The following is a 20,838-nucleotide window of genomic DNA, read 5'->3' on the forward strand; positions in this document are numbered from 1 at the left end:
GAAGCGCCGGCGCGCCAGGATGATCCCGATGCGAACAGTCACGATTCTCCTTGCGGCGATGCTGGCCGTGTGCGCCGCTACGCCCGGCCTTGCCCAGACGCAGACCCAGGCGCCGGCGCCGGGCAAGAAGAAGGCGGCGCCACCGGCGGCGCCCGCGGCGCCCGCCTGGCCGGCAAACGCCGCGCAGGCGATCTACCTTGCCCGCAGCACGATGATGGCTCTCCAGCAGGCGGTGGAAACAGGCAACTTCACCGTGCTGAGGGACATGGGCTCGCCAGGCTTTCGCGCCCAGAACACTGCCGCCGACCTCGCGATCAGGTTCCAGGCGCTGCGCCAGTCCGGCGCCGACCTGACGGCGGTTGCCGTGGTCGCCCCGCAGCTCTCCACGCCGCCGTTTCTCGACCCCCAGAAGCAGCTGCACCTTGTCGGCCTGTTTCCCACGCAGCCGCTAGAGATCGATTTCGACCTGTCCTTCGAAAACGTCGACAACCGCTGGCGCATCTCCGCCATCGGCGTGACCACCGCCCCGGCGCCGAAGGCGCAGGAGGGTGGGGATAAGGCGGCGAAGTAGAGCGCCGGCGAGGGCGGCTGCGATATAGGAGATCGCGAGGCGGCAGTGGCGCTGGAGGTCAATCCCGAGCCGACGTTCACCATGTAGGCTTAGCCCCAAGATTCAGTGGTGGTGAGCACGCCGCTGAGCAGCGGTTCGAGGTCGTCCCACAGCTCCGCCCAGTTCTCCCGCGCCGGCCGGCCGCAAGCCTTCGGCGCTGGTATCGGTCAGCCTGTCGGCGGCGCCGGAAAGCCCCGAGCCCGCTGCCCAGAACTATGTCGACCGCTTCGTCTCCGTGACGGGGTGGCAGCCGCGCATGACGCTTCTGCTGGGCGGCGCCTTGCGCATCACCAAATTACTCCAGGAGCAGTTCGTCAAATTCGTCGTCATGAAGGGCGAGGACCCAGACCCTGGGCAGGATAACGAATTCACCGACTGGAACACGCTCGCCGGCTTCACCGATCGGTTCCTCGCAACGATCGGCTAGCCCGCGGCCGAGCCGGCCTGTCCCGCACCGGCTCGCGCGGATGTTTGAGGCGCGGTCCTGCCCGATGATCGCGAAGCAGGCCGCGCTTCAATCAACAAGTTCATTGCCCTTCACAAGGGCGACCCCGGGAAGGCACTCAAGGAAATGATCGTGCTCAACGGGCACCTTCAACGGCGGCTCGACGCGCTGCCGGGTACTCGGCAGAAAGCATCGCGCCGGCGTGAGAAATGGCGGGTGACCCAATAAAGCCGTTGCGGATGTGTTCAGCAAGCCGTTGGAAATACGGGTGGATTTGCTGTCGGATGAGAGATGGGTTTAGGCCAGGGATAAGCCCCAGAGTCCATAAGCCAGAGTCCACACCCCAACGTTCAGAGGAGAAAGCTGTCGCTTTCTCCTTGGTCAAATGGGAAAGCGGATCGACCGAAAGCGATTGTGGGTCGCCCAGCCAACCGTGACAGCAGAAAAATCTTTGCACCGATGGCATCTCCTTTCGACCCAAAATGATTGTCTGCTTGGGGCCGAGATCGGAACGTCCGCTTTCGGGGATGATTGGGCTAGAAGCCGACCTTTTCACCCAGCGTAGCGCCGACCGCTTTGCGCCTCCAGCGGACGTTCGGATACTTGCAAGAACTATTCTCACTACGGAACTCGCCGTCACATCGAATCTGGCGGCGCGAAGAAGCAGTTCATATGCTCCTCACTTGGATGCAGGCAGATATGAAAATCGTGGTCACCGGACGGCAGCGCGTCTCTATACGGAATCTGAAACAAATGCTGTCGGGTCACCAGGTGGTGGTCGCCAGGAAGTAGTGTAACGGAAAAGCCGCTCGGTCCAGTCTTCACCGATGCGCCCGGGATGCGCTCGCAATCGCCTCCCGGGTCATCTCCCTTGCAGCAAGCTGGCGGATAAGGCCAGCCGCGCACCGCATCATGCGCGCCCGCGCTTCCGCCCGTTATCAACGCGCAGGCTGCCAGTACAGCCGTGGGTTTCGAAGCCATCAAGGTTAGACCTGCTGCCCCTCGTCGCCAGCTGGCATAATCGGCCAAGACAACCTTGGTGTAACGAAAGGAAACCGATCAAACGCCGATTTTCTCCCGATCTGGAGTTTGATATGTTCCTGATCAAGTGTTCGACGTTCTGCGCAAGCAGAGAGATGCGGGATGAATCCGCGCTCATCCAAGACAATCGTGGTGAACGGCATCACTCTCGATTTTGCCGCCGGGATTTTGCGCGACAGCCAAGGCAAGGATGTGGTCTTGCGCTCGCAAGCCTTCGCGGTGCTTGAATACCTCAGCAGGCATGCTGATCGCGTCGTCACAAAAGACGAGCTCATGCAAGCGATATGGCCTGGTATTGCAGTAACCGACGACAGCTTGGTGCAATGCATCGGTGATATCCGCCGGGCACTGCGCGACAAGAACCAGATGGTTCTCAAGGTAGTGCCAAAACGCGGATACAGACTCGCAGTTGATGCCGCGGAATGGCCGATCGAACTGAAAGGCCGGAGCCGGTCGGCAGCCATTATAGCTCTGGCCATGGTCTTGTTTGCGGCAGGACTCCTCTGGGGCATTAATCATAGCGCCGATGAGAGTGGCGCCGGGGCAGTTCTGCCCTCCGTTGCCGTGCTGCCATTTGGGATGATCGGTGGTGATGCGGACCAGCAGCGGCTGGCTGACGGCCTGACCGAGGACATCATCACTGACCTTGCCCGATTTCCAGAATTTCGGGTGATAGCTAGTAATACGACCGCAGCCTACAAGGAAAAGACGTCTAACACGAAAGAAGTGGGTGCGGCTCTCAAGGCTGCCTTCATCGTCGAGGGCTTGATCCAGCGCCAGGCCGATCGCGTGCGCATCACGGCGCAACTTGTTGAATCTGCGACCGGCAAACACATCTGGTCGGACCGGTGGGATCGGCCCGAAAACGACTTTTTCGCGATTCAAACCGAGATCGCCGAGCAGGTCTCGAACCGGCTCGGCGGTGGCGCAGGCCTGATTCAAGAGGCGGGCCGCCGGGAAGCGCATCGCAAGCCACCAGCGAACCTCAACGCCTACGAGCTCTACCTTCTCGGCACCGAGCGGCTCGAACGGGTCAATCGCGACGATCTGGAAGAGGCCATCCGGCTTCTCACACGGTCGCTGGAGCTTGATCCCTCCCTCGCCAGGGCTTGGATCGAGCTTTCGCACGCCCACAAGGTCCTTGCCGGCTTCGGGGTGGAGCCCCTGCGGAACCAAAAGCTGGCTGCCGATGCTGCGATGCGCGCGGTCACGCTCGACCCGGGTGACGCAGAGGCGCATGTGGTCCGCGCGATTACCCTGGCCGAGAGCGCCGATCTGGTGAAGGCGAGGGCGGAGTTCGAGACGGCCCTCAGCATGGCGCCGAACGAGTTCGAGATCCTGACCTTCTACGTTACCTGGGCGGCCATGTTCGGCGAGCCCGAACGCGGAGCCGAATTGGCCGACAGGGCGATCAGCCTGAACCCGAACTTCCCGATGTGGAGCACCCGTCCGCTCAACGTCGCCTACTTCTGGGCCGGCCGTTACGAGGACGCCCTACGCATGACGGACCGGCTCGGCCCTGACAATTACGATCGCTGGGTGGGGACGTTTCGAGCTGCCGCGCTTGCGGCCCTGGGCCGGACGGATGAGGCGCGGACGCTTGTCGCGTTCATCCTCCAGAAGTATCCGGACTTGAGCATAGAGGGAATAATCGCCAACCTCCCCTTCACCGAGGTACAGCGGAACCGGCTGATCGAAACGATGAGCCTCGCCGGCTTTCCACGCTGTGCCAAGTCTGGGGACCTGGCCAAACTTGAGAAGCCGGTCCGGTTGCTCGGATGCGGGTCGCCGTAGACGGCAAGCGACAGTCTGCATGATCGAGGGGGCGCATTCTGTTCGCACGAAGGGGCCGTAAGGAGGTATCGCCATGATTATCCGCATTTATCGCGGCACGGTCTTTGCTGGAAAGCAGCGTCTCTGGCAGGAGCGTGTTGAGTCGCTTTCTATTCCCTGGCTGAGGAAGCAGGCGGGGCTCATCGCCTTTTACCCCGGTAAGCCACCTGCGGAGAGTGCGGGCAGGACGTTCTGCATGGTGATGGTCTGGGATGGCCTGGAGTCGGTGAAGGCCGCTATCGGGCCAGACTGGAATAACGCGATTTATCATGGCGATGAAGCCGAGTTGATCGAGTCTGCACAAGTCGAGCACTTCGACCTCTTTCCGTAGGCTGCCGAGTGCAGGGCAACAATGAGCCGAGAACAGGCCGGCAGCTTCGGTCTACGAATCTTCGAAAGCGGACATTCAGGTGGGCGTGGACATTGTCTGCGAAAATGGAAGACTTAGGCTAGGCGGGGAATCTCTACGAGGTCGCTCCAGCCTCTTCCAACATCGCCAGGAATAAGCGGTGTTTGTCAGGCACACCTTTGAGCACGTGCTCTCCGTGATCTGCGAAACGTAGGCCTGAACCTGCCACCAAGCCCTGGTCTGCGCGATCGTTTGCGGCGCAGGCTCTGATGCAATTGCCACCTAAGCGCAGGCGCTGTGTATTCGCATCTGGCAACTGAAGCCAGGTAAAACGGCGACCGCTTCTAGCAACCACGACCTCTACGGTGGTCGCCGGCTATGTCCGCTTTCCGGATGATGCAGGCTGGTCTCTACGGCCGACATTGGGCGCGAAGCGGCCACTCGTCAAGTTGCGCTCTAGCCATCCATCATCCCCCCGCCAATCGCGGCAGCAGAAATATCTCCGCCCACTCCGGCAACTCCTTGCTCCACGTATCGCGATAAATCGTCCCGTCGATCGCCACCGCGATCTCGCGGTCGATCCACGGCTCGATACCGGGATACTGTTCCGCCAGCTTGTGGGACGGCGCCCTGATTTCCTTGGCCTCGATGTTGTGCCTGGTTTGCCCCTGTGACGGCGCTGAATGAGCCCGGAATTCAACTAGCTATGGCCGGCCTGGCTCCCCCTCAATCCTCATCCTCCACCACAAACGACAGCGCGATCAGGTCGTCGAGGTCGATGCCGCCATGGCCATTGTCCAGCACGTCCGCGACCTTTTGGAAGGCCAGCATGTCATCCGTGCTGAGCTCGGCTGCTCTGAGCCTTTCCTGCAAACCCGATACCCTGGTTTCCAACGTCGTAGTGATCATGCTTGCCTCCGTTGCTGTTCAACGCCGCGTTCCAGATGCCCAGCATGAGGCATGAGACCGGCCCGATGAACAGGCCGATCGCCATGCCCACGGCCGCGGCAATGCTCATCCGATCCGCTTTCGCGGCAATCTTTGCAGGCCCGCTGTAGGCCGGGATGAGACTGAGAAGGGAAAGGTCGCGATGGTGGAGCGCGCCGTTGCCGTTTGCGAACAACCGCTCCCGGAAAAGGAAACGGTTCTCGCCAAAGGGCTCGCAGGCACTCAGCCGCATGGGTCACGCCCCCGGCGCCTTGCCGTGTTGTTTGAAAAGCGCCAGCTTGGCCGAGTAGCCAAGCCTGAGCTTGGTGTTGCAGCCCTCGCAGCGGAAGGTGCTCACCGCCTTGAACCACGAACCGTTTCGGATGATCGGCTGGTGGCAGTTCGGGCATTCATAGCGAAGGCTCGCGTCCCGCAGCTCATCGGAAATCGACACTGTTCACCTCGGCCCCGGTTCTTCTTCTTCGATCGGACGCCCGCCACCCGGGGGCAGGTGGCGGGCGATCCAGCCACTGACGATGAAGGGACTGATTGCTCGTCAGCGCAGCCCTAATGAGATCGCGGGGCTTATGTTTCACGCGACGGACCAATGCGCCGGCGCATGAGACCTCAGTCCGTATCAGCGGAACCTAATGTTCCTCGCGCGCTTATGGCCACATGAGCAGGCGCGGTCTCGACTTCTTCGACAAATGGCTGACGGAGCATCTGCCGAACGTGCTGACGGACGATCCGGTCGCGGTGAGCGATCTTGCCGATGAGATGATGAAGGCGGCCGCGCGCGAAGGCATCGCGGCCGGCGAGATCGACGAGGAAGTCGACAGCGTCTTCGAGGTGATCTTCGAGGCGCTGCAACATCGCGAAGGCAGTCTCGGGGAGAGCGACCAGGCTATCTTCCAATTGCTTGCAGGGCGCCTGGCGAGGGAAACCGGCATCACCGAGGAACAGGCCGGCGAGCTGATCGAGACGATCGGGACCGACTGGGAAGCGCTGCTTCGCGAGGCGCATTTTCTCAAAGAGCAGGGCGAATGAGCGAGCGTGGCGCGGCGTTCTTTGGCCGCTGGATCACCGACAATGTGATGCGTGGCAAGGTCGGCGCGGACATCGTCTCGGTGGCCGAACTGACGAGCAAGCTGTTCGCCGATGCCAGGGCGGCCGGCATCTCCGAGGAAGAGATCGAGGAGGAGATCGGAAGCGCATACGAAGCGATCCTGGCGGCGATCGTCGGCTCCGAGAAAAGCGACAGAGCCTGAGCGTTGCACGGCCGCCCCTGTCGCCTGGAGCGTTTCACCGTTTCACGGAAACGGCGAACCGCTCTGTCCTTTTGTTGTTGCGCAATTCCGGACGGAAAACCGCTCACACTTTCCTGGAATTGCGCCAGGCGCAGCCGGCGAAGATCGATGCTAGCCGTCAGGAACATTAGCGCGCCGTGAAGGTTCTCCCGGAGAAGTCCCTCGCATCCTGGGTTGGAGCCATGGCCGAGCTGGCATTTGCTTTCGTGTATTACTCCGGGCTGACCGGGCATGACGTGGTGGGCGCCGTGGTGTCCTTGATGGCTGGCCTGCTGCTCTACAACGTCATGCGCGAAGACCGGCCAACCCGGTGAACCATCGGCCCGGCCCGAAAGCGGGGGAGCCTACGAGCCCCGCCTGGCTGGTGACGTATGCAGGGCTCCCCGGGGGCGTGCGGATCGGCGAAACCAGCGATGGCGGAGGCCGCTCGCTCGCTACCCCCCAGCCAACCTCGGCAGCAGGAAAATCTCCGCCCCCTCGGGCAGCTCCTTGCTCCACGTATCCCGATAGATCGTCCCGTCGATCGCCACCGCGATCCCGCGGTCGATCCAGGGCTCGATGCCGGGATACTGTTCCGCCAGCTTGCGGAACAGCTCCCTGATGTCCTTGGCCTCGATCTCGTGCCTGGCCTTGCCTCCGGCGACGGCGCTGAGCGAACCCCAGAGGGTGACCTCAACCATTAGGGATAACTCCCACAGCGCAGCGTGGTGAGACGAAAGCTGCTGCGCACCTTTCGTCCTCAGCCTTCCCGTTCCGCGTCCAGCGCGGCGAGAATGCGCGGCGGCGACATCGGGATGTGGGTCATGCGCACGCCCACCGCGTTCGACACCGCGTTGGCGATCGCCGCCAGCGGCGGCACGATCGAGGTTTCGCCAACGCCGCGCACGCCATAGGGGTGGTTGGGGTTGGGGATTTCCAGGATCTGCGTGTCGATCATCGGCAGGTCGGAGCAGACCGGGATGCGGTAGTCGAGGAAGCCCGCATTCTGCAGCCGCCCGTCCTTGCCGTAGATATACTCCTCGTTGAGCGCCCAGCCGATGCCTTGTGCCGCACCGCCCTGGTACTGGCCCTCGACATAGGTCGGGTGCACCGCCTTGCCGGCATCCTGCACCACCGTGTAGCGGATCACCCGGGTCGAGCCGGTCTCGGGGTCGACCTCGACGTCGCAGATATGCGTGGCGAAGGAAACGCCCGCGCCGTCGGCCACGAGCTCGCTATGGCCGGCGATCGGCCCGCCGGTCGTGCCGGACTTCGCCGCGATGTCCTTCAGCGACAGCGGCGACAGGTTGCCGTATTTCTCGCCCTTGGCGATGGCATGGCCCTTTTCCCAATGCACGTCGTCCACGGGCACGTCCCACATCTGCGCGGCGCGCTCGCGCAGGATCTTGATCGCATTGCGGGCGGCCGAGATCGTCGCCATCGAGGAGGAGAAGGTGCCGCGGCTGCCGTCGGTCATGTCGTTGTAGCCGAGCGACGAGGTGTCTGCGACGATCGCCTTCACGTGGCTATAGTCGATGCCGAGCTCTTCCGCCGCCACCAGCGACAGCGAGGCGCGGGAGCCGCCGACATCCACCGTGCCCACGGCCAGCGACACCGAGCCGTCCATGCCGATGTTCAGGTCCGTGCAGGTCTGGCCGCCGAAATTGAACCAGAAGCCGCAGGCCATGCCGCGCCCCTGGTTTTCCTTGAGCGGCGCCTTCATGTGCGGATGGTGCTTCACCGCCTCCAGCGTCGGCCCGATGCCGATCGGCCCGTAGACCGGGCCGTAGGAGGCGCGGGTGCCTTCCTGCGCGGCGTTCTTGATGCGGAAGTCCACCGCGTCCATGCCGAGCTCCTTGGCGAGCTCGTCGACTGCGCTTTCCACCGCGAAGGCTGCCATCGGCGCCGACGGCGCGCGATAGGCCGCGGTCTTCGGGCGGTTGACCAGCACCTCGTAGCCGACGGTCTTGACGTTCTCAAGCTTGTAGCAGGCGAAGGCTGTCATGGCGCCGATCTCGGCCCAGGAGCCGGCATAGGGGCCGGAACTGTAGCGCAGCGTCGCTTCCGCGGCGGTGATGGTGCCGTCCTTTTTGGCGCCGATCTTGACGTCGATCGAGGTGGCGCTGGTCGGGCCCGACGCGCGGAACACTTCGTCGCGCGTCATCACCAGCTTCACCGGGCGGCCGGCCTTGCGCGACAGCGCCAGCGCCACCGGTTCGGCCCAGACATGGGTCTTGCCGCCGAAGCCGCCGCCGATCTCCGACGAGGTGACGCGCAGCTTCGAGGCTTCGAGCCCCAGCAGCTGGGCGCAATGCTGGCGGTAGACGAAATGGCCCTGCGTGCAGACCCAAAGGTCCGCCGTGCCGTCGGCATTGACGCTCGCCACGCAGGCATGCGGCTCGATATAGCCCTGATGCGTCTGCTCGGTCTTGAAGGAGCGCTCGACGACGCAGTCGGCCTCGGCGAAGCCCTTGTGGACGTCGCCATGGCCGAACTGCGTGCGCTTGGTGACGTTGGAAGGCTTGGCCGGCTTTTCCTCGAGGCCTTCGGTATAAACCTGGTCGTTGATCAGCGGCGCGTGGTGGTGCGCGGCCTCGTCGACATCGGTGACATGCGGCAGCACCTCATACTCGACCTCGATCAGCTTCAGCGCCTGGCGGGCGATGCGGGCGTCGATCGCCGCCACCGCGGCCACCGCATGGCCGTCATAGAGCGCCTTCTTGCGCGCCATGCAATTGTCGAGGATGTCGTACATGGCGGCATCGCCGTCGGTGAGGTCCGGCAGGTCCTTCGCCGTGATCACCGCCTTCACGCCGGCGAGCTTTTCCGCCTTGGACGTGTCGATGCTCTTGATCACCGCATGCGCATGCGGGCTGCGCAGGATCCGGCCCACCAGCTGGCCGGCCATGTTGAAGTCGGCGCCGTAGCGGGCGCGGCCCGTCACCTTGTCGATGCCGTCGGGGCGGATCGGGCGCGTGCCGACGGAAGCGAACTGGCGTCCTGAAAAGCGCGGATCGAAATTCATGGATCAGGCTCCCTTCATCACGTTCGCTGCGTCCTGGACGGCGCGCACGATCTTGTCATAGCCGGTGCAGCGGCAAAGGTTGCCGGCGAGGCCGAAGCGGATTTCCTCCTCGGTGGGCGAGGGGTTCTTCTCCAACAGGTCCTTGGCAGCGATCAGGAAGCCGGGCGTGCAGACGCCGCATTGCAGCGCCGCATGCTCCAGGAACTTCTGCTGCAGCGGGTGCAGCTGGTCGCCATGCGCCATGCCTTCGATGGTCTCGACCTTGCGGCCTTCCGCTTCCGCGCCCAGCACCAGGCAGGAGCAGACGAGCCTGCCGTCGACGATGACGCTGCAGGCGCCGCAGTCGCCGGTGCCGCAGCCTTCCTTGGCGCCGGTCAGGCCGAGGCGATCGCGCAGCACTTCCAGCAGCGTCTCGTCGGGCTGGCAGAGATATTCGACGGCATCGCCGTTGATCGTGGTTGATACAGCTACACCGGCCATTATTTGCCTCCCGCACGCTTGTAGGCGATTGCCGCGACGCGCCTTGCCAGCACGCCCGCCACTTTCCGTCTGAATTCGATGGTGCCGCGCTTGTCGTCGATCGGCCGGCAGGCGCCGGAACAGATCTTCGCCAGCCGCTCCAGCGTCGCCTCGTCGAGCTTCGAGCCGACCAGCACCTGGCCCGCTTCCTCGACCAGAAGCACCGTGGGCGCCGCGGCGCCCAGCGCCACGCGCGCGGTCTTGATCGCGCCATGCTCGTCCAGCGTCAGGTTCACGCCGGCGCTCACCACCGCGATGTCCATCTCGGTGCGCGGAATGAAGCGCAGATAGGCATCGCCCGCCTGCTCAGGACGCTTGTCGAGCAGGATCGCCTCGATGATCTCGCCCTTGGCGAGCGACGTGCGGCCCGGTCCCGTCGGCACGGTCTCGACGGCAATGGTGCGCTTGCCCGAAGGCCCGGCGACGACGGCCTTGGCCCCGGCGGCCACCAGCGCCGGCACGCTGTCGGCGGCGGGCGATGCGTTGCACAGATTGCCGGTGATGGTGCAGCGGCCCTGCACCTGCTTGGAGCCGATCAGGTTCGCGGCCTCGACCACGCCCGGCCATGCCTTGCGCATAGCCTTGTTCTCGCCCAGCACCGCGCAGGGCACGGCGGCGCCGATGCGGAAGCCGTCAGCCGTTTCCGTGATGTCGGCCAGGCCGCCTATGCGCTTGATGTCGACGATCAGCTCGGGCTCGATGAAGCCGCCCTTCATCCTCACCAGCAAGTCGCTGCCTCCGGCCAGGATGGCGGCCGGTCCTACCGCCTTGGCGAGCTCGCCAACGGCATCTTCGATTGAAAGCGGACGTATGTAACGCATCGTCTCCCCTTGGAGGTCATAACCAGATCGCCCGTTATAAAGCGTCTGGTTATAATGGCCATCCCGTTCATGCATGTGCGGGTTGGGCCAGAGCCATGCTCCAGATGCGCCCAGAGGCAGGACCAGGGCCAGTTCCTTCTCCCCGTCTCTATACGGGGAGAAGGTGCCCGAAGGGCGGATGAGGGGCGGCGCCGGCGCTGGTCATTGCCCGTCTCCGCCACAAACCGCAAAACTGCTATTCGCCTGACGCGATTGCCGTTCCCGATGTCCATACCGGCTCGAACGACACATTGCGCAACCCGGCCTTGCGCACCCGCTCGACGAACACGTCATTGACGAAGACCGGAGAAGCCCGCATCGGCAGCTTGAACACTTCAGCGCTCCCGATCTTCTCCGCGTCGAAGGCGTAGCGCTCGATCGCCAATATGTCGCCGCCGTCGAACCGCACGATTTGCGATCGCGCCTCGTCCAGCGCGTCGATCACATGGGTGACGTTGAGCAGCCAGACCTCCTCGCCGCGCAGCGCCACAAGCTCGCCATAAGGCCGCAACGCCGCCGCCAGCGCCTCGACGGCCGGCTGGCGCAACAGCGGCGCATGCTCGCCGAGCCAGGGGAAATCAGAATAGAGCCGCTCGCCTTCCTCGGCGCGCCGCATCGCCGGCGGCTTCCAGCCCTTGAGCGATCGTCCGTGGAGGCCGAAGAATTCCTCGTAGGCGTCGTCATCGGCCGGCAGCATCCATTCCTGCCCCTCCGACACGGCGAACTGATGGATGGTCGTCATCGCCCGATGGCTCCGCTGGTTTCGTTCGAGGATCGCGGTTCCAGGCGGTTCGCCGAAAACGCGCGGGGGCAACATGCACCGGCCCCGCGCGCCGTTCAAGGAAGCTCAGCCGCGCAGCAGGCCAAGCCGGATCAGGCTCTCGGCGCAGGATATGATCGCCTCCTCGCGCGAGCGGGGCGTCCAGCCCAGCAGGCGCTCGGCCTTCTTGGCCGTCGCGCTCATGTCGTAGTGGAGCAGCGGCACCACGCCCTTGAGCTGCGCGTTGGTTTCGGCGGCGATGCGCACCTGCTCGTCGGGCCACACCTGCGTCGATACTTTTTCGGCGGCCTTGCCCAGTCGCTGCCGCAGCAGTTCGGCGATCTCGACCATCCACATGCTCTCGCCCACGGTTGCGAGGAAGCGTTCGCCCTTGGCGGCCGGATCGGTCATGGCGCGCAGATGCAGGTCCGCCACGTCGCGCACATCGACGCAGCAGGAACTGACATTGAGGCATCCCGGCTGCCCCTCCAGCATGTTGGCGATTAGCCGGATCGAATGCGAATAGTCGGCGCCCAGCACCGGCCCATAGACGGCGACCGGATTGATCGCCGCCAGTTCCAGCCCGTTGCCTTCGCGCGCCACGAAATCCCAGGCGGCGCGCTCGGAAAGGGTCTTCGATTTCTGGTAGGGCGCGACATTGCCCGTCAGGTTGCTCCAGTCGGTTTCGTCGAAGGGCCGCCGGTGGTCCCGCTTGTGGCCGACGCCGATCGCGCCGAAGGCCGATGTCAGCACCACGCGCTTGACGCCGGCGTCGCGCGCGGCCCTGAGCACCCGAAGGTTGCCGTTGACGGCGGGCCCGATCCAATCCTCCTCGCTGGTCTGGTCGCCGGAAGGCGTCGGCGAGGCCCCATGCATCACATAGTCGCATCCGGTCGCCGCTTCCGCCCATCCGTGGTCGTCGGTGAGATCGGTGTTGGCGAAGGAGAGGCAGTTTCCCGCAACGACGCCGCCAACCTCGAGATGCGCGCGCACCTCCGCTTCCCGCCCTGGCGAGCGGATGGTCGTGCGCACGCGGTAGCCCGCCTTCAGCAGCGCCAGCATGCAATGTTGCGCGATGAAGCCGGTGCCGCCGGTCACCAGGACGAGTTTGTCGGTCATTTGATGCCTCTGGAGTCTGGAATGGAGCGCCGCATCCAATGGCGATGCGTCGGATGGGCGCTAGGTAGGACGGCGCTTCTGAACTGTGAATGCTTGAAAATCCGCATTCTCTGCGCGAGAGTACGGAAATGACCGTCGATCCCTTCTCCGATGTTCTCACGCTCACCAATGCCGAGGCGGTCGTCACGGGCGGCTTCACCGCCGGCGGTCCGTGGGCGATCAGCTTCCCCGGACGCGACAAGATCAAGTTCTTCGCCGTGGTGAAGGGCAGCTGCTGGGTCACCCTCGAAGGCGAGCCAAAACCCTTCCGTTTCGAGACCGGCGATGTCGGGCTGTTGGCGGCGCGGAGCAGCTTCGTGCTCGCCAGCGACCCGAGCGTTCCACCGGTCGACGCGATGAGCCTGTTCACCGGCGCCGGCCGCACGCTGGCGACGCTCGGCGACGGCTCGGAATTCGCCCATATCGGCGGCCATGTCCTGCTCGATCCGGCGCGCGGCGGGCTGCTCGCCGATCTATTGCCGCCATGGATCCACACGCGCGCGGCGTCGCCCCAGGCGGCTATCTTCCGCTGGCTGCTCGATCGGCTGATCGAAGAAAGGGACGCCGGCCAGCCCGGCGCGCAGCTCGCCTCGGCGCAGCTGACGCAACTGCTTTTCATCGAGATCCTGCGCTCGCATCTCGACAGAGCGAGCCTGATGCCCGCCGGCTGGCTCAAGGCGCTGGCCGAGCCGCGCATCGCGCCGGCGCTGCGCCTGATGCATGGCGACCCGGCGCGCGCCTGGCATTTGGAGGAGCTGGCGAAAGCCTGCGCCATGTCGCGCACCTCATTCGCCGTCCATTTCAGGACGGTCGCCGGCATCGCGCCGCTGGCCTATCTGACCGAATGGCGCATGCGCCTTGCCGAGCGCGCCTTGCGCGAGGAGCGGACGCCCGTGGCCGTCGTCGCCCGCACGCTCGGCTACACCTCCGAAAGCGCCTTCTGCAACGCCTTCAAACGCGTCAACGGCAAGTCGCCGATGGCGTATCGGGCATCGCTGAACGGACGGAAGGATTTCAGCCAGCCATTGCCGGGCAAGGGCGCCGATGCCGTCCCGGCCTGACGGCATCGCCGGGAAGGCACGGGCGCCGCCGGCGTGGGCGGACCAACCCACGGCCGAGCGCCGGCAAATATTGTTATAACGGCCAGCGGCCTGTAAGAGCGGTCATGACCTCCATTTCCCGTCTCGCCGCGCTCGCCCTGCTGGCTCTCATCACCTTCGCGACGCTGTCGCCCATCGAGCTGCGGCCACGCTTGAGCGACCCCAACATCGAGCGCGCCTTGGCCTACGTCCTGCTGGGGCTGGCCCTGGCGCTCGGGTTCCCGTCCCGCGTGACGCAGACCGTGCTGTTCGTTTGCGCGGTGGCCGGCGTTCTCGAGGTCCTGCAACTGTTCGACCCAGGCCGGCACGCGCGGGTTCTCGATGGCCTGCTCAAGACGGCGGCGGGCGTCGTGGGGATTGTCCTGGGGCGCTTCGTCATCACGTGGGTAAGCCGCGCCGCCGAGCGGCGCTAGACCACTGTCTCGCGCCAGAGCGGTGTTGCGACCTCATGCGCGTCGTATTCAGAGGGCTCGCCGCAAGGATTTCCGCATAAGCTGCGGCCGAACGATGGACGATCCCGGAAGCCGATGGCCAAGAAGTTCGCATTTCTCCTGGTGCGCGATTTCACGCTCTCGCCGCTGTCGCTGTTCATCGACACGCTGCGGCTCGCCGGCGACGAGGGCGACCGCAGCCGCCGGGTCGAGTTCGACTGGGAGATCGTTGGCGAGCGCGGCCTGCCGATCCGCGCCAGCTGTGGCGTCGAATTGCTGCCGACCAAGGCGATCGGCAATCCGGAGGATTTCGACAATGTCGTGGTGGTCGGCGGCCTGCTCGACACCAGCCGCAGGCTGAGTTCGGAAAAGGAGGCGTTCCTGATGCGCGCCGCCGAAAAGGGCGTGCCGCTGACCGCCCTCTGCACCGGCAGCTTCGTTTTGGCGCGCTACGGATTGCTCGACGGTTACAGCGCCGCGGTCAGCTGGTTCCACATCAAGGATTTCCGCGCCGAGTTCCCCGATGTGAGCGCCCATGCCGACAGCCTCTATTCCGTCGATCGCGGCCGCGCCACCTGCGCTGGCGGCACCGGTGCCGCCGACCTCGCTGGCTATTTCGTCTCGCAATTCATCGGCCAGAAGGCGGCCGAGAAGGCGGCCAAGATCCTGGTGCTCGACCGCATCCGCTCCAGCCGCGACGTGCAACCGGTCGGCGATCTCTTCCCTGCGGCCGCCAGCCGCGCGGTGAAGCGGGCGCTGCTCCTGATGGAGAGCAATTTGCAGGAAACGCTCTCGGTCGCCGAGATCGCCGCCAGGATGAACTGCTCGCGCCGCCAGCTCGAGCGCCTGTTCGGCGCCGAGCTCGGCATCGGCCCGATGGCCGCCTACCTGGCGCTGCGGGTGCACTACGCAAAGTCGCTGCTGGAAGGCAGCGACCTCGCCATCGGCGAGATCGCCTATCGCTGCGGCTTCCCCAATGCCGGCCATTTCAGCCGCGTCTTCCGCCAGCAGACCGGCATCACGCCGACCCATCTGAGGCACCCGAACCGGACAGTGGCGAATGACGTTGCCAGGTAGCGGTGCCAAGTAGCGGGCCCTGTGCACGATCTCGGTAAAGCGGGCAACTCCGCCGGTGTCCAGGCCAATGCCGGCCGGTTGCTACGTTACCGCGACAACCTTTCCCGTTGCGCCAAGGCGACACAGGACTTTCGCTTGTCGCACTTGGACGCCACCTCGGAGCGCATAATTTATTCGCACCTCGATCGGCGCCGCCAGACCGGCTTTGCGTTGGCGCATCGGACCGGCGCTGACCGCGTATACGCGCACGGCGCCAAGGGGCGTCGCGGCCGACACGATCGCCGCACGGCACGCGCTCACGACGTTGGTCGGCGTGCCTGGCTTCGCTTTCAGCGATAACAGGGGCGCAAAAGGATAGCCCGCTGTGGATCGCCCAAACTCGCCGGCACCGTTGCTCGAGGGCTTGAGGGTGGATGGCAGGCCGATCGCGGTTGTTGCGCTTTTGGTAGAGAGAACGGTGGGGTCGTCGGGGGGCGCGGCGACCGTGGTGCCTGACGTTGCTGTGCCGGCACCTGTTGAAACGCCCGCGCTTGCGCTGTCTGGAGCACTGCCAACCGAAACGCCCGCGCCGACTGACCCTGTGTCAGCCTTCGCGGACGCGCCGACACTCGTCCCACCTGCGCTCGCCGACGCACCAACGCTTACGCCTCCTGTGCCCGCTGACGCGCCAACACTTGCGCCGCCCGCACCGCCGAAACTTGCCCCCACCCCTGCGGAAACACCTTGCGATCCGGCGCTCACTCCAGCGCCAACGCCAACGCCGCCGACCTTGCCGCTACCACCGACATCAAGGGCCGCCGCCGGTCCGGTAGCGACTGCTATCATCATGGCGACTGCCACGTATTTGCCCATTTCGGGACCCTCCTGCGGCATGCGTTCGTGCTAACCCAATTGTGCTCCTGGCGATGGTCATCGAGGCGGGGGCGGCAGCAAGGCGTCGGGGAGCGTAATCGTCGTCTCCACCAGATCCCGTTTCGGTGATCCTGGCATCTTCGCTTTGATCTTGCCCTGCAAGCCTGTTTGACGGACAAGTTTGCCATCCTGGCCGGCGAGGGAAACTGCGGCGGAACGCGTGGCGCGCTCTGTTTGCTCTGTGCGGCACGCACCTTGCGCGTTGACCAGTTCGATCGCCTTTCGCGCAGCGGTAAGGGCAACGGACATGTCGGTCAGTCTTTGACGCGCTTGCTCCAATGCTGCGCTCAAGTCGGCGGATGTCTGCTTTGCCGCGTCTCTTTCCCGACGGGCGCCGTCAAGATCGCTTGCGGCCGAAACCGCGTGGGCACGTTCCAGGTCCAATGCTTCGTTGGCATGTCTTGCGGCAGCGACCGCCAGCTGGAGGTCGGTGGCTCGCTCGGCCACGGCCAAATCTGCGCGTTTCTTTTCGGCGTCGGCGGCCTGGCGGGCCATGGCGAGTTCTTGCTCGGATTGCTCGGCCTTGTGCCGCTCATCGGCGAGCGATTGGTTCGCCTCGGCCAGGGACGCTTCCATGGCGCTGCGTGCTTCGTTCGAGGAAACGGCTTGTGCTTTCAGTCCTTCGATGACGCGCTGCGCCGCCTCCAGATCGAGTTTGAGGGCTTCGTTGCTCTGGTTCGCCTCATTCAGCGCTTTTGCTTGCTCCGCGGAAGTGCCGGCCAACACCTTTGCCTGCGCGCTCGCCTTACGCTCAGCGTGCTGGCTTAGGTCCAACTGAGCCTTTGTCGACCGCCAGTTCGCCCCGCGCCGCAACGATCTGCTGCTGCATTTCGGCGCCATTGTCTGCGGGGGATATCGCCCCCAGGAGGAGGATGCATCCCGGAATGGCGCTCCACCTCCAGTGGCGCATGCTGAAGCGAACCCATGCCAGGCGTGTGTCGAACTCCTCGTAAGATCCATGTGTGAGTGTCACTGGCCACGGTCCTCTGTTTGCTAGGCATTCCTCGCGGTGCTCAAGAAACACGCCATAGTGGCTGCGCGTGCTTGGATTAAGATTTCTTCATTGTAGCAGTATGCCCCATGTTGAAGTGAATCAACAACTGTGAAAATCTTGCCGTTTTAGAATTGTTCCGACCGGTTATACCAGATACGTCTTCTGGCGTAGGAAGCATCATCCAAATGGACTAGATATCGGGCGTGGCCGTTCCGATGGTGAACTTGTCGACGGCCGTCGACCAGCGTCGGACGCTCAAAGCGAGATCATGCTTCGCATTCATGCGCTGCCTCGTTTTCGCCAGCGGGAAGAGCGAGAGTTCTCAATTGAACCAGATCGGCTATCTGCGGCTGGCGGGCGCAGCAGGCAATCCTTCACCCGGCATGGTCGGAGCCGCCGTGACAGCGGATGGGAACGACCTGGTCGCCTCGCATGCCCGGTCTGGCCGATTGCGCGGCGTGGAAACGAACCGTAGCTACGTGACGAGCGGCGGTTGCGTCGCTGTTTCAGCAGTCGAACTCGCCTCGGAGAGCCATGCCGCATTATCCCGACGCCATGCCCGGATCGAAGGCCCTGTTCGAACGCGCCAGGAAGGTGATGCCGGGCGGCAACACGCGCACCACGGTCTTTGTCGATCCGTTTCCGGTGTACGCCGAACGCGGGGAGGGGTGCCGGGTCTGGGATGTCGACGGCAATGCCTATTACGACTGCATCAACAATTTCACCGCGATGATCCATGGCTACGCCCATCCCGACGTCACCGCGGCCGTGGCCGGGCAGCTGCCGCTAGGCACCGCCTTCGGCGCGCCGACGCTGAGCGAGATCGAGCTCGCCGAGCTCCTGGTCGAGCGGCTGCCCTCGGTCGACCAGGTCCGCTTCACCAACTCCGGCACGGAGGGCGTGATGATGGCGATCAAGGCCGCGCGCGCCTTCACCTTGCGGCCGAAGATCGTCAAGATCGAGGGCGCCTATCACGGCTCCTACGATTTCGCCGAAGTGAGCCTGGATTCCTCGCCGGCCAATTGGGGTGACCTGCCAAGGTCTACGGCTTACGCCAAGGGCACGCCGCGCGGCGTGCTGGACGACGTGATCGCCGTGCCCTTCAACGACAGCGAGGCGTTGCGCGCCGTCTTCGCCGCCGAGGGCGACAGCATCGCGGCCGTGCTGATCGACCCGATGCCCAACCGCGCCGGCCTCATCCCGGCGCGCCAGGATTACCTTCAAGCCATGGTCGAGATCGCTCATGCGGCGGGCGCGCTGGTCATCTTCGACGAGGTCATCTCGTTCCGGCTGGGATGGTCCGGCGCGCAAGGCCTGTGGGGCATCGAGCCCGACCTGACGGCGCTCGGAAAAATCATCGGCGGCGGTTTTCCGGTCGGCGCGGTGGGCGGGCGCGCCGATGTCATGGCGGTGTTCGATCCGACCGCCGGCAAGCCGGCGCTTCCGCATGGCGGCACCTTCACCGCCAATCCGGTGACGATGCGCGCCGGCCTTGCCTCGATGCGGGCGCTGACGAAAGAGAGCTTCGCCCATCTCGATCGCCTCGGCGCGTTCCTGCGCCAGGGCGTCACCGCCTCATTCCAAAAGCATGGGCTTGCCGGCCAGTGCGTCGGCCTGGGCTCGCTGTTCAAGGTTCATTTCACCTCGCATCCCGTCACCGATTACCGCTCCATCTATCCCGGCCAGGCTGAGCGGAAAAAATTCGACGCCTTCCACAAGGGCCTGCTCGACCGCGGCGTGCTCTCCGCCAGCTACGGCCTGTTCGCGCTGTCGACGCCGATGACCGAGGCGGATGCCGGCGCCATCCTTCAAGCGATCGACGAGACCCTGGGCGACATCGCCGCGCAATCCTGAAGGCAGGCCACAGATGACAGCTTCTCCTCATGTCGTGGTGATCGGCGCGGGCACGCTGGGCATGTGCACGGCGCTCAACCTCGTCGAGCAGGGCGCGCGCGTCACGGTGCTCGAAGCGCAGTCGATCGCTTCGGGGTCGAGCGGCCGCTCGGTCGGCGTCGTCGGATCGCAGCTGACCGATCCGTTCGAGATCCTGCTGCGCGTCCATTCGCTGCGCCGGTTCCGCCAATGGGAGGGCGAGGGGCTACGCTTCAACCATATCGGCTATCTGCGGCTGGCGCGCACGCAAGCGCAGATGGCGCTGTTCGCGAGATCGGTCGAGATCCAGGGCGAGGCGGGCTTAAGGTCGCGCCTGGTCCGCGCAAACGAGCTCCGGGACCTCGTGCCGCACATCAATCCCGACGGCCTCGAAGGCGGGTTGTTCGGACCCGACAACGGCTTCCTCGATCCGCATGAAATGTGCAATTTCCTGGCTGGCATCCTACGCGCCAAGGGCGGCGAGATCCGCCAGTACCGCAAGCTGCTTGGCGTAGAACGGCGGCCGGGCGGCTATAGGCTGGAGACCAGTCATGGCCCAGTGGATGCCGACGCCGTGGTCAATGCGGGCGGCGCCTGGGCGCCGCAGGTCGCAACACTTTTCGGCCAGCGCCTGCACATCTGGCCAGAGCGCCACGAAGCCGTCGTCATCCATCTCGACGAGCCGCTCGGCTACACCATGCCGATGGTGATGGACCTGGTGAACGGCGAAGGCAGCGGCCTCAACTTCCGCCACGAAAAACCGGGCGAGCTGATCGCCGAGATCCACAAGGTGAATTCGACCGCGCCGGAAGACCCCGACAATTACAACGACCAGTGCGAGGAGCAATCGAAGGTCGATCTGGCCGAGCTGCTTCTGGAACGCGTGCCCGACCTGCCTGGCGCGCGGCTCGGCCGGGGCTGGGCGGGCCTCTACCCGGTGACCGCCGACCATCGCCCCTTTGTCGGGCCGATCGATGTCTCGGAGCCGGCGCTGATCACCGCCGCCGGCGCCGGCGGCTACGGCATCCAGCTCGCCCCGGTCATCGGCCAGATCGCCGCCGACTGGGTGCTTCAGGGCGCGCCGGTTTCGGTACTTGGCTCGCAGAGCCTCGCGCCATCGGCCGAGCGCAACATTCCCGGCCACTGACCGATGTGTTTTGACGGGGCCGAACGTCCAAGATGCGACCGTTCGCGTTAACCATCAATTAACTATCCGGTCGCCTTCAATATTGTTCTGGAGGATACTTGAGTCTGGCTGCGAGCGATGGTCTCGCGACGCCGGAATTAGAAAAGAAGCGGCGCTATCGCCGCCATCTGCCGGGGAGGCGCCCAGCATCTTTGATGAGGAGCGCCGGCATGAATATCGAGGAAGCAGTCACTGCGGCAACGGCGGGCTCGGGAGCGCTTCTCTCCTGTCTCGGCCAGCCGGTCGTGGCCTATCACGTCACGGCCATCATGCGCGAAACCGACAGGAGTCATGCGCGGCGGATGCAACTCGCTCTGCTGCGCCGAAGCATCGAGGCGCTTGTCGACGACGGCCTCGAAGGCACCGAGGCCGAACGCTTCGCAACGCAGTTCAATGGTCGCGTCGGCTCGGCCTGGGATTTGTTGCACCCGGCGAGCGACACACCGCACTGAT

Annotated in this window: 23 protein-coding genes; 13 read left to right on the plus strand and 10 right to left on the minus strand. The window is 64.7% G+C overall.

Annotated elements, in window-relative coordinates:
* Positions 1–28: 28 nt before the first annotated feature.
* Both EJ068_RS27750 and EJ068_RS32830 read left to right on the plus strand, forming a co-directional pair.
* The gene (locus tag EJ068_RS27750; protein WP_127249919.1) at positions 29–571 is read left to right on the plus strand and encodes a hypothetical protein; all 543 of its coding nucleotides are present in this window, start codon (positions 29–31) and stop codon (positions 569–571) included.
* Between the two features lie 295 nt (positions 572–866).
* Positions 867–1,037 carry a hypothetical protein gene (locus tag EJ068_RS32830; RefSeq protein ID WP_189342168.1) on the plus strand — a complete coding sequence of 57 codons (171 nt, stop codon included), beginning with the start codon at positions 867–869 and terminating at the stop codon, positions 1,035–1,037.
* A gap of 654 nt (positions 1,038–1,691) precedes the next feature.
* On the opposite strand, the gene EJ068_RS27765 is transcribed toward EJ068_RS32830, so the two are convergent.
* Positions 1,692–2,036, minus strand: coding sequence for a hypothetical protein (locus tag EJ068_RS27765; RefSeq protein ID WP_127249920.1), 345 nt, complete (start codon positions 2,034–2,036; stop codon positions 1,692–1,694).
* Positions 2,037–2,198: 162 nt separating this feature from the next.
* Between EJ068_RS27765 and EJ068_RS27770 the strand changes: the two genes are divergently transcribed.
* Together EJ068_RS27770 and EJ068_RS27775 are read left to right on the plus strand one after the other, a co-directional pair.
* Positions 2,199–3,890, plus strand: coding sequence for a winged helix-turn-helix domain-containing protein (locus tag EJ068_RS27770; protein WP_127249921.1), 1,692 nt, complete (start codon positions 2,199–2,201; stop codon positions 3,888–3,890).
* A 73-nt stretch (positions 3,891–3,963) separates the two neighbouring features.
* On the plus strand, positions 3,964–4,260 hold the full coding sequence (locus tag EJ068_RS27775) for a hypothetical protein (protein ID WP_127249922.1): 297 nt from the start codon (positions 3,964–3,966) through the stop codon (positions 4,258–4,260).
* Positions 4,261–5,110: 850 nt separating this feature from the next.
* Here the strand turns inward: EJ068_RS27775 and EJ068_RS27790 are convergent.
* Positions 5,111–5,458 carry a hypothetical protein gene (locus EJ068_RS27790; RefSeq protein WP_128315533.1) on the minus strand — a complete coding sequence of 116 codons (348 nt, stop codon included), beginning with the start codon at positions 5,456–5,458 and terminating at the stop codon, positions 5,111–5,113.
* A gap of 3 nt (positions 5,459–5,461) precedes the next feature.
* The gene (locus EJ068_RS27795; RefSeq protein WP_127249925.1) at positions 5,462–5,659 is read right to left on the minus strand and encodes a hypothetical protein; all 198 of its coding nucleotides are present in this window, start codon (positions 5,657–5,659) and stop codon (positions 5,462–5,464) included.
* Positions 5,660–5,880: 221 nt separating this feature from the next.
* On the opposite strand from EJ068_RS27795, the gene EJ068_RS33500 reads away from it, so the two are divergent.
* From EJ068_RS33500 to EJ068_RS33750, 3 genes are all read left to right on the plus strand, one after another.
* Positions 5,881–6,252 (plus strand): hypothetical protein, encoded by a 372-nt coding sequence (locus EJ068_RS33500; RefSeq protein WP_245463247.1) that lies wholly within the window; start codon positions 5,881–5,883, stop codon positions 6,250–6,252.
* Positions 6,249–6,473 carry a DUF768 domain-containing protein gene (locus EJ068_RS27805; RefSeq protein WP_127249926.1) on the plus strand — a complete coding sequence of 75 codons (225 nt, stop codon included), beginning with the start codon at positions 6,249–6,251 and terminating at the stop codon, positions 6,471–6,473. Before EJ068_RS33500 ends, EJ068_RS27805 begins: the two co-directional genes overlap by 4 nt.
* A gap of 221 nt (positions 6,474–6,694) precedes the next feature.
* A complete protein-coding gene (locus tag EJ068_RS33750; protein ID WP_281058777.1) occupies positions 6,695–6,826 on the plus strand; it encodes a hypothetical protein in 132 nt (43 codons plus the stop codon).
* A gap of 120 nt (positions 6,827–6,946) precedes the next feature.
* Here EJ068_RS33750 and EJ068_RS27810 read toward each other — a convergent pair whose 3' ends face one another.
* The 6 genes from EJ068_RS27810 to EJ068_RS27835 form a co-directional block, all read right to left on the minus strand.
* A complete protein-coding gene (locus tag EJ068_RS27810) occupies positions 6,947–7,192 on the minus strand; it encodes a MoaD/ThiS family protein (protein ID WP_042639658.1) in 246 nt (81 codons plus the stop codon).
* 59 nt (positions 7,193–7,251) lie between these two features.
* Entirely contained in the window at positions 7,252–9,516 is a 2,265-nt protein-coding gene (locus EJ068_RS27815) for a xanthine dehydrogenase family protein molybdopterin-binding subunit (protein WP_127249927.1), read from the minus strand.
* Between the two features lie 3 nt (positions 9,517–9,519).
* Entirely contained in the window at positions 9,520–9,996 is a 477-nt protein-coding gene (locus EJ068_RS27820; protein WP_042639662.1) for a (2Fe-2S)-binding protein, read from the minus strand.
* Positions 9,996–10,856 (minus strand): xanthine dehydrogenase family protein subunit M, encoded by an 861-nt coding sequence (locus EJ068_RS27825; protein ID WP_127249929.1) that lies wholly within the window; start codon positions 10,854–10,856, stop codon positions 9,996–9,998. The genes EJ068_RS27820 and EJ068_RS27825 overlap by 1 nt, the downstream gene beginning before the upstream one ends.
* Before the next feature lie 235 nt (positions 10,857–11,091).
* Positions 11,092–11,637 (minus strand): DUF1629 domain-containing protein, encoded by a 546-nt coding sequence (locus EJ068_RS27830; RefSeq protein WP_127249930.1) that lies wholly within the window; start codon positions 11,635–11,637, stop codon positions 11,092–11,094.
* 105 nt (positions 11,638–11,742) lie between these two features.
* A complete protein-coding gene (locus tag EJ068_RS27835) occupies positions 11,743–12,774 on the minus strand; it encodes an aldehyde reductase (protein ID WP_127249931.1) in 1,032 nt (343 codons plus the stop codon).
* Between the two features lie 128 nt (positions 12,775–12,902).
* Here EJ068_RS27835 and EJ068_RS27840 point away from each other — a divergent pair, with 128 nt between their 5' ends.
* The 3 genes from EJ068_RS27840 to EJ068_RS27850 all read left to right on the plus strand — a co-directional run bounded on the left by EJ068_RS27840 (position 12,903) and on the right by EJ068_RS27850 (position 15,421).
* Positions 12,903–13,874 (plus strand): AraC family transcriptional regulator, encoded by a 972-nt coding sequence (locus tag EJ068_RS27840; protein WP_127249932.1) that lies wholly within the window; start codon positions 12,903–12,905, stop codon positions 13,872–13,874.
* Between the two features lie 104 nt (positions 13,875–13,978).
* Entirely contained in the window at positions 13,979–14,326 is a 348-nt protein-coding gene (locus EJ068_RS27845) for a VanZ family protein (protein ID WP_127249933.1), read from the plus strand.
* 114 nt (positions 14,327–14,440) lie between these two features.
* Positions 14,441–15,421 carry a GlxA family transcriptional regulator gene (locus EJ068_RS27850; protein ID WP_127249934.1) on the plus strand — a complete coding sequence of 327 codons (981 nt, stop codon included), beginning with the start codon at positions 14,441–14,443 and terminating at the stop codon, positions 15,419–15,421.
* A gap of 909 nt (positions 15,422–16,330) precedes the next feature.
* On the opposite strand, the gene EJ068_RS27860 is transcribed toward EJ068_RS27850, so the two are convergent.
* Complete coding sequence (locus EJ068_RS27860; RefSeq protein ID WP_129554941.1) at positions 16,331–17,056, minus strand: hypothetical protein; 726 nt, start codon at positions 17,054–17,056, stop codon at positions 16,331–16,333.
* An 805-nt stretch (positions 17,057–17,861) separates the two neighbouring features.
* Between EJ068_RS27860 and EJ068_RS27865 the strand changes: the two genes are divergently transcribed.
* The 3 genes from EJ068_RS27865 to EJ068_RS27875 all read left to right on the plus strand — a co-directional run bounded on the left by EJ068_RS27865 (position 17,862) and on the right by EJ068_RS27875 (position 20,837).
* Positions 17,862–19,181, plus strand: a complete 1,320-nt coding sequence (locus EJ068_RS27865) for an aspartate aminotransferase family protein (RefSeq protein ID WP_127249937.1) — start codon at positions 17,862–17,864, stop codon at positions 19,179–19,181.
* A 13-nt stretch (positions 19,182–19,194) separates the two neighbouring features.
* Positions 19,195–20,346: an FAD-binding oxidoreductase gene (locus EJ068_RS27870; protein ID WP_189342198.1), complete on the plus strand. Its 1,152-nt coding sequence runs from the start codon at positions 19,195–19,197 to the stop codon at positions 20,344–20,346.
* Between the two features lie 98 nt (positions 20,347–20,444).
* Positions 20,445–20,837, plus strand: a complete 393-nt coding sequence (locus tag EJ068_RS27875) for a hypothetical protein (RefSeq protein ID WP_245463248.1) — start codon at positions 20,445–20,447, stop codon at positions 20,835–20,837.
* The last annotated feature ends 1 nt before the right edge of the window (position 20,838 follow it).

Origin of the sequence: Mesorhizobium sp. M2A.F.Ca.ET.043.02.1.1, from assembly GCF_003952405.1 — a bacterium.
Taxonomy (GTDB): Bacteria; Pseudomonadota; Alphaproteobacteria; order Rhizobiales; family Rhizobiaceae; genus Mesorhizobium.

Bases quoted from the DNA above. Each gene is read 5' to 3' on its own strand.
- EJ068_RS27750 (WP_127249919.1), top strand. From the start codon at position 29: ATGCGAACAGTCACGATTCTCCTTGCGGCGATGCTGGCCGTGTGCGCC.
- EJ068_RS32830 (WP_189342168.1), top strand. From the start codon at position 867: ATGACGCTTCTGCTGGGCGGCGCCTTGCGCATCACCAAATTACTCCAG.
- EJ068_RS27765 (WP_127249920.1), bottom strand. From the start codon at position 2,036: ATGGCTTCGAAACCCACGGCTGTACTGGCAGCCTGCGCGTTGATAACG.
- EJ068_RS27770 (WP_127249921.1), top strand. From the start codon at position 2,199: ATGAATCCGCGCTCATCCAAGACAATCGTGGTGAACGGCATCACTCTC.
- EJ068_RS27775 (WP_127249922.1), top strand. From the start codon at position 3,964: ATGATTATCCGCATTTATCGCGGCACGGTCTTTGCTGGAAAGCAGCGT.
- EJ068_RS27790 (WP_128315533.1), bottom strand. From the start codon at position 5,458: ATGCGGCTGAGTGCCTGCGAGCCCTTTGGCGAGAACCGTTTCCTTTTC.
- EJ068_RS33500 (WP_245463247.1), top strand. From the start codon at position 5,881: ATGAGCAGGCGCGGTCTCGACTTCTTCGACAAATGGCTGACGGAGCAT.
- EJ068_RS27805 (WP_127249926.1), top strand. From the start codon at position 6,249: ATGAGCGAGCGTGGCGCGGCGTTCTTTGGCCGCTGGATCACCGACAAT.
- EJ068_RS33750 (WP_281058777.1), top strand. From the start codon at position 6,695: ATGGCCGAGCTGGCATTTGCTTTCGTGTATTACTCCGGGCTGACCGGG.
- EJ068_RS27810 (WP_042639658.1), bottom strand. From the start codon at position 7,192: ATGGTTGAGGTCACCCTCTGGGGTTCGCTCAGCGCCGTCGCCGGAGGC.
- EJ068_RS27815 (WP_127249927.1), bottom strand. From the start codon at position 9,516: ATGAATTTCGATCCGCGCTTTTCAGGACGCCAGTTCGCTTCCGTCGGC.
- EJ068_RS27820 (WP_042639662.1), bottom strand. From the start codon at position 9,996: ATGGCCGGTGTAGCTGTATCAACCACGATCAACGGCGATGCCGTCGAA.
- EJ068_RS27825 (WP_127249929.1), bottom strand. From the start codon at position 10,856: ATGCGTTACATACGTCCGCTTTCAATCGAAGATGCCGTTGGCGAGCTC.
- EJ068_RS27830 (WP_127249930.1), bottom strand. From the start codon at position 11,637: ATGACGACCATCCATCAGTTCGCCGTGTCGGAGGGGCAGGAATGGATG.
- EJ068_RS27835 (WP_127249931.1), bottom strand. From the start codon at position 12,774: ATGACCGACAAACTCGTCCTGGTGACCGGCGGCACCGGCTTCATCGCG.
- EJ068_RS27840 (WP_127249932.1), top strand. From the start codon at position 12,903: ATGACCGTCGATCCCTTCTCCGATGTTCTCACGCTCACCAATGCCGAG.
- EJ068_RS27845 (WP_127249933.1), top strand. From the start codon at position 13,979: ATGACCTCCATTTCCCGTCTCGCCGCGCTCGCCCTGCTGGCTCTCATC.
- EJ068_RS27850 (WP_127249934.1), top strand. From the start codon at position 14,441: ATGGCCAAGAAGTTCGCATTTCTCCTGGTGCGCGATTTCACGCTCTCG.
- EJ068_RS27865 (WP_127249937.1), top strand. From the start codon at position 17,862: ATGCCGCATTATCCCGACGCCATGCCCGGATCGAAGGCCCTGTTCGAA.
- EJ068_RS27870 (WP_189342198.1), top strand. From the start codon at position 19,195: ATGACAGCTTCTCCTCATGTCGTGGTGATCGGCGCGGGCACGCTGGGC.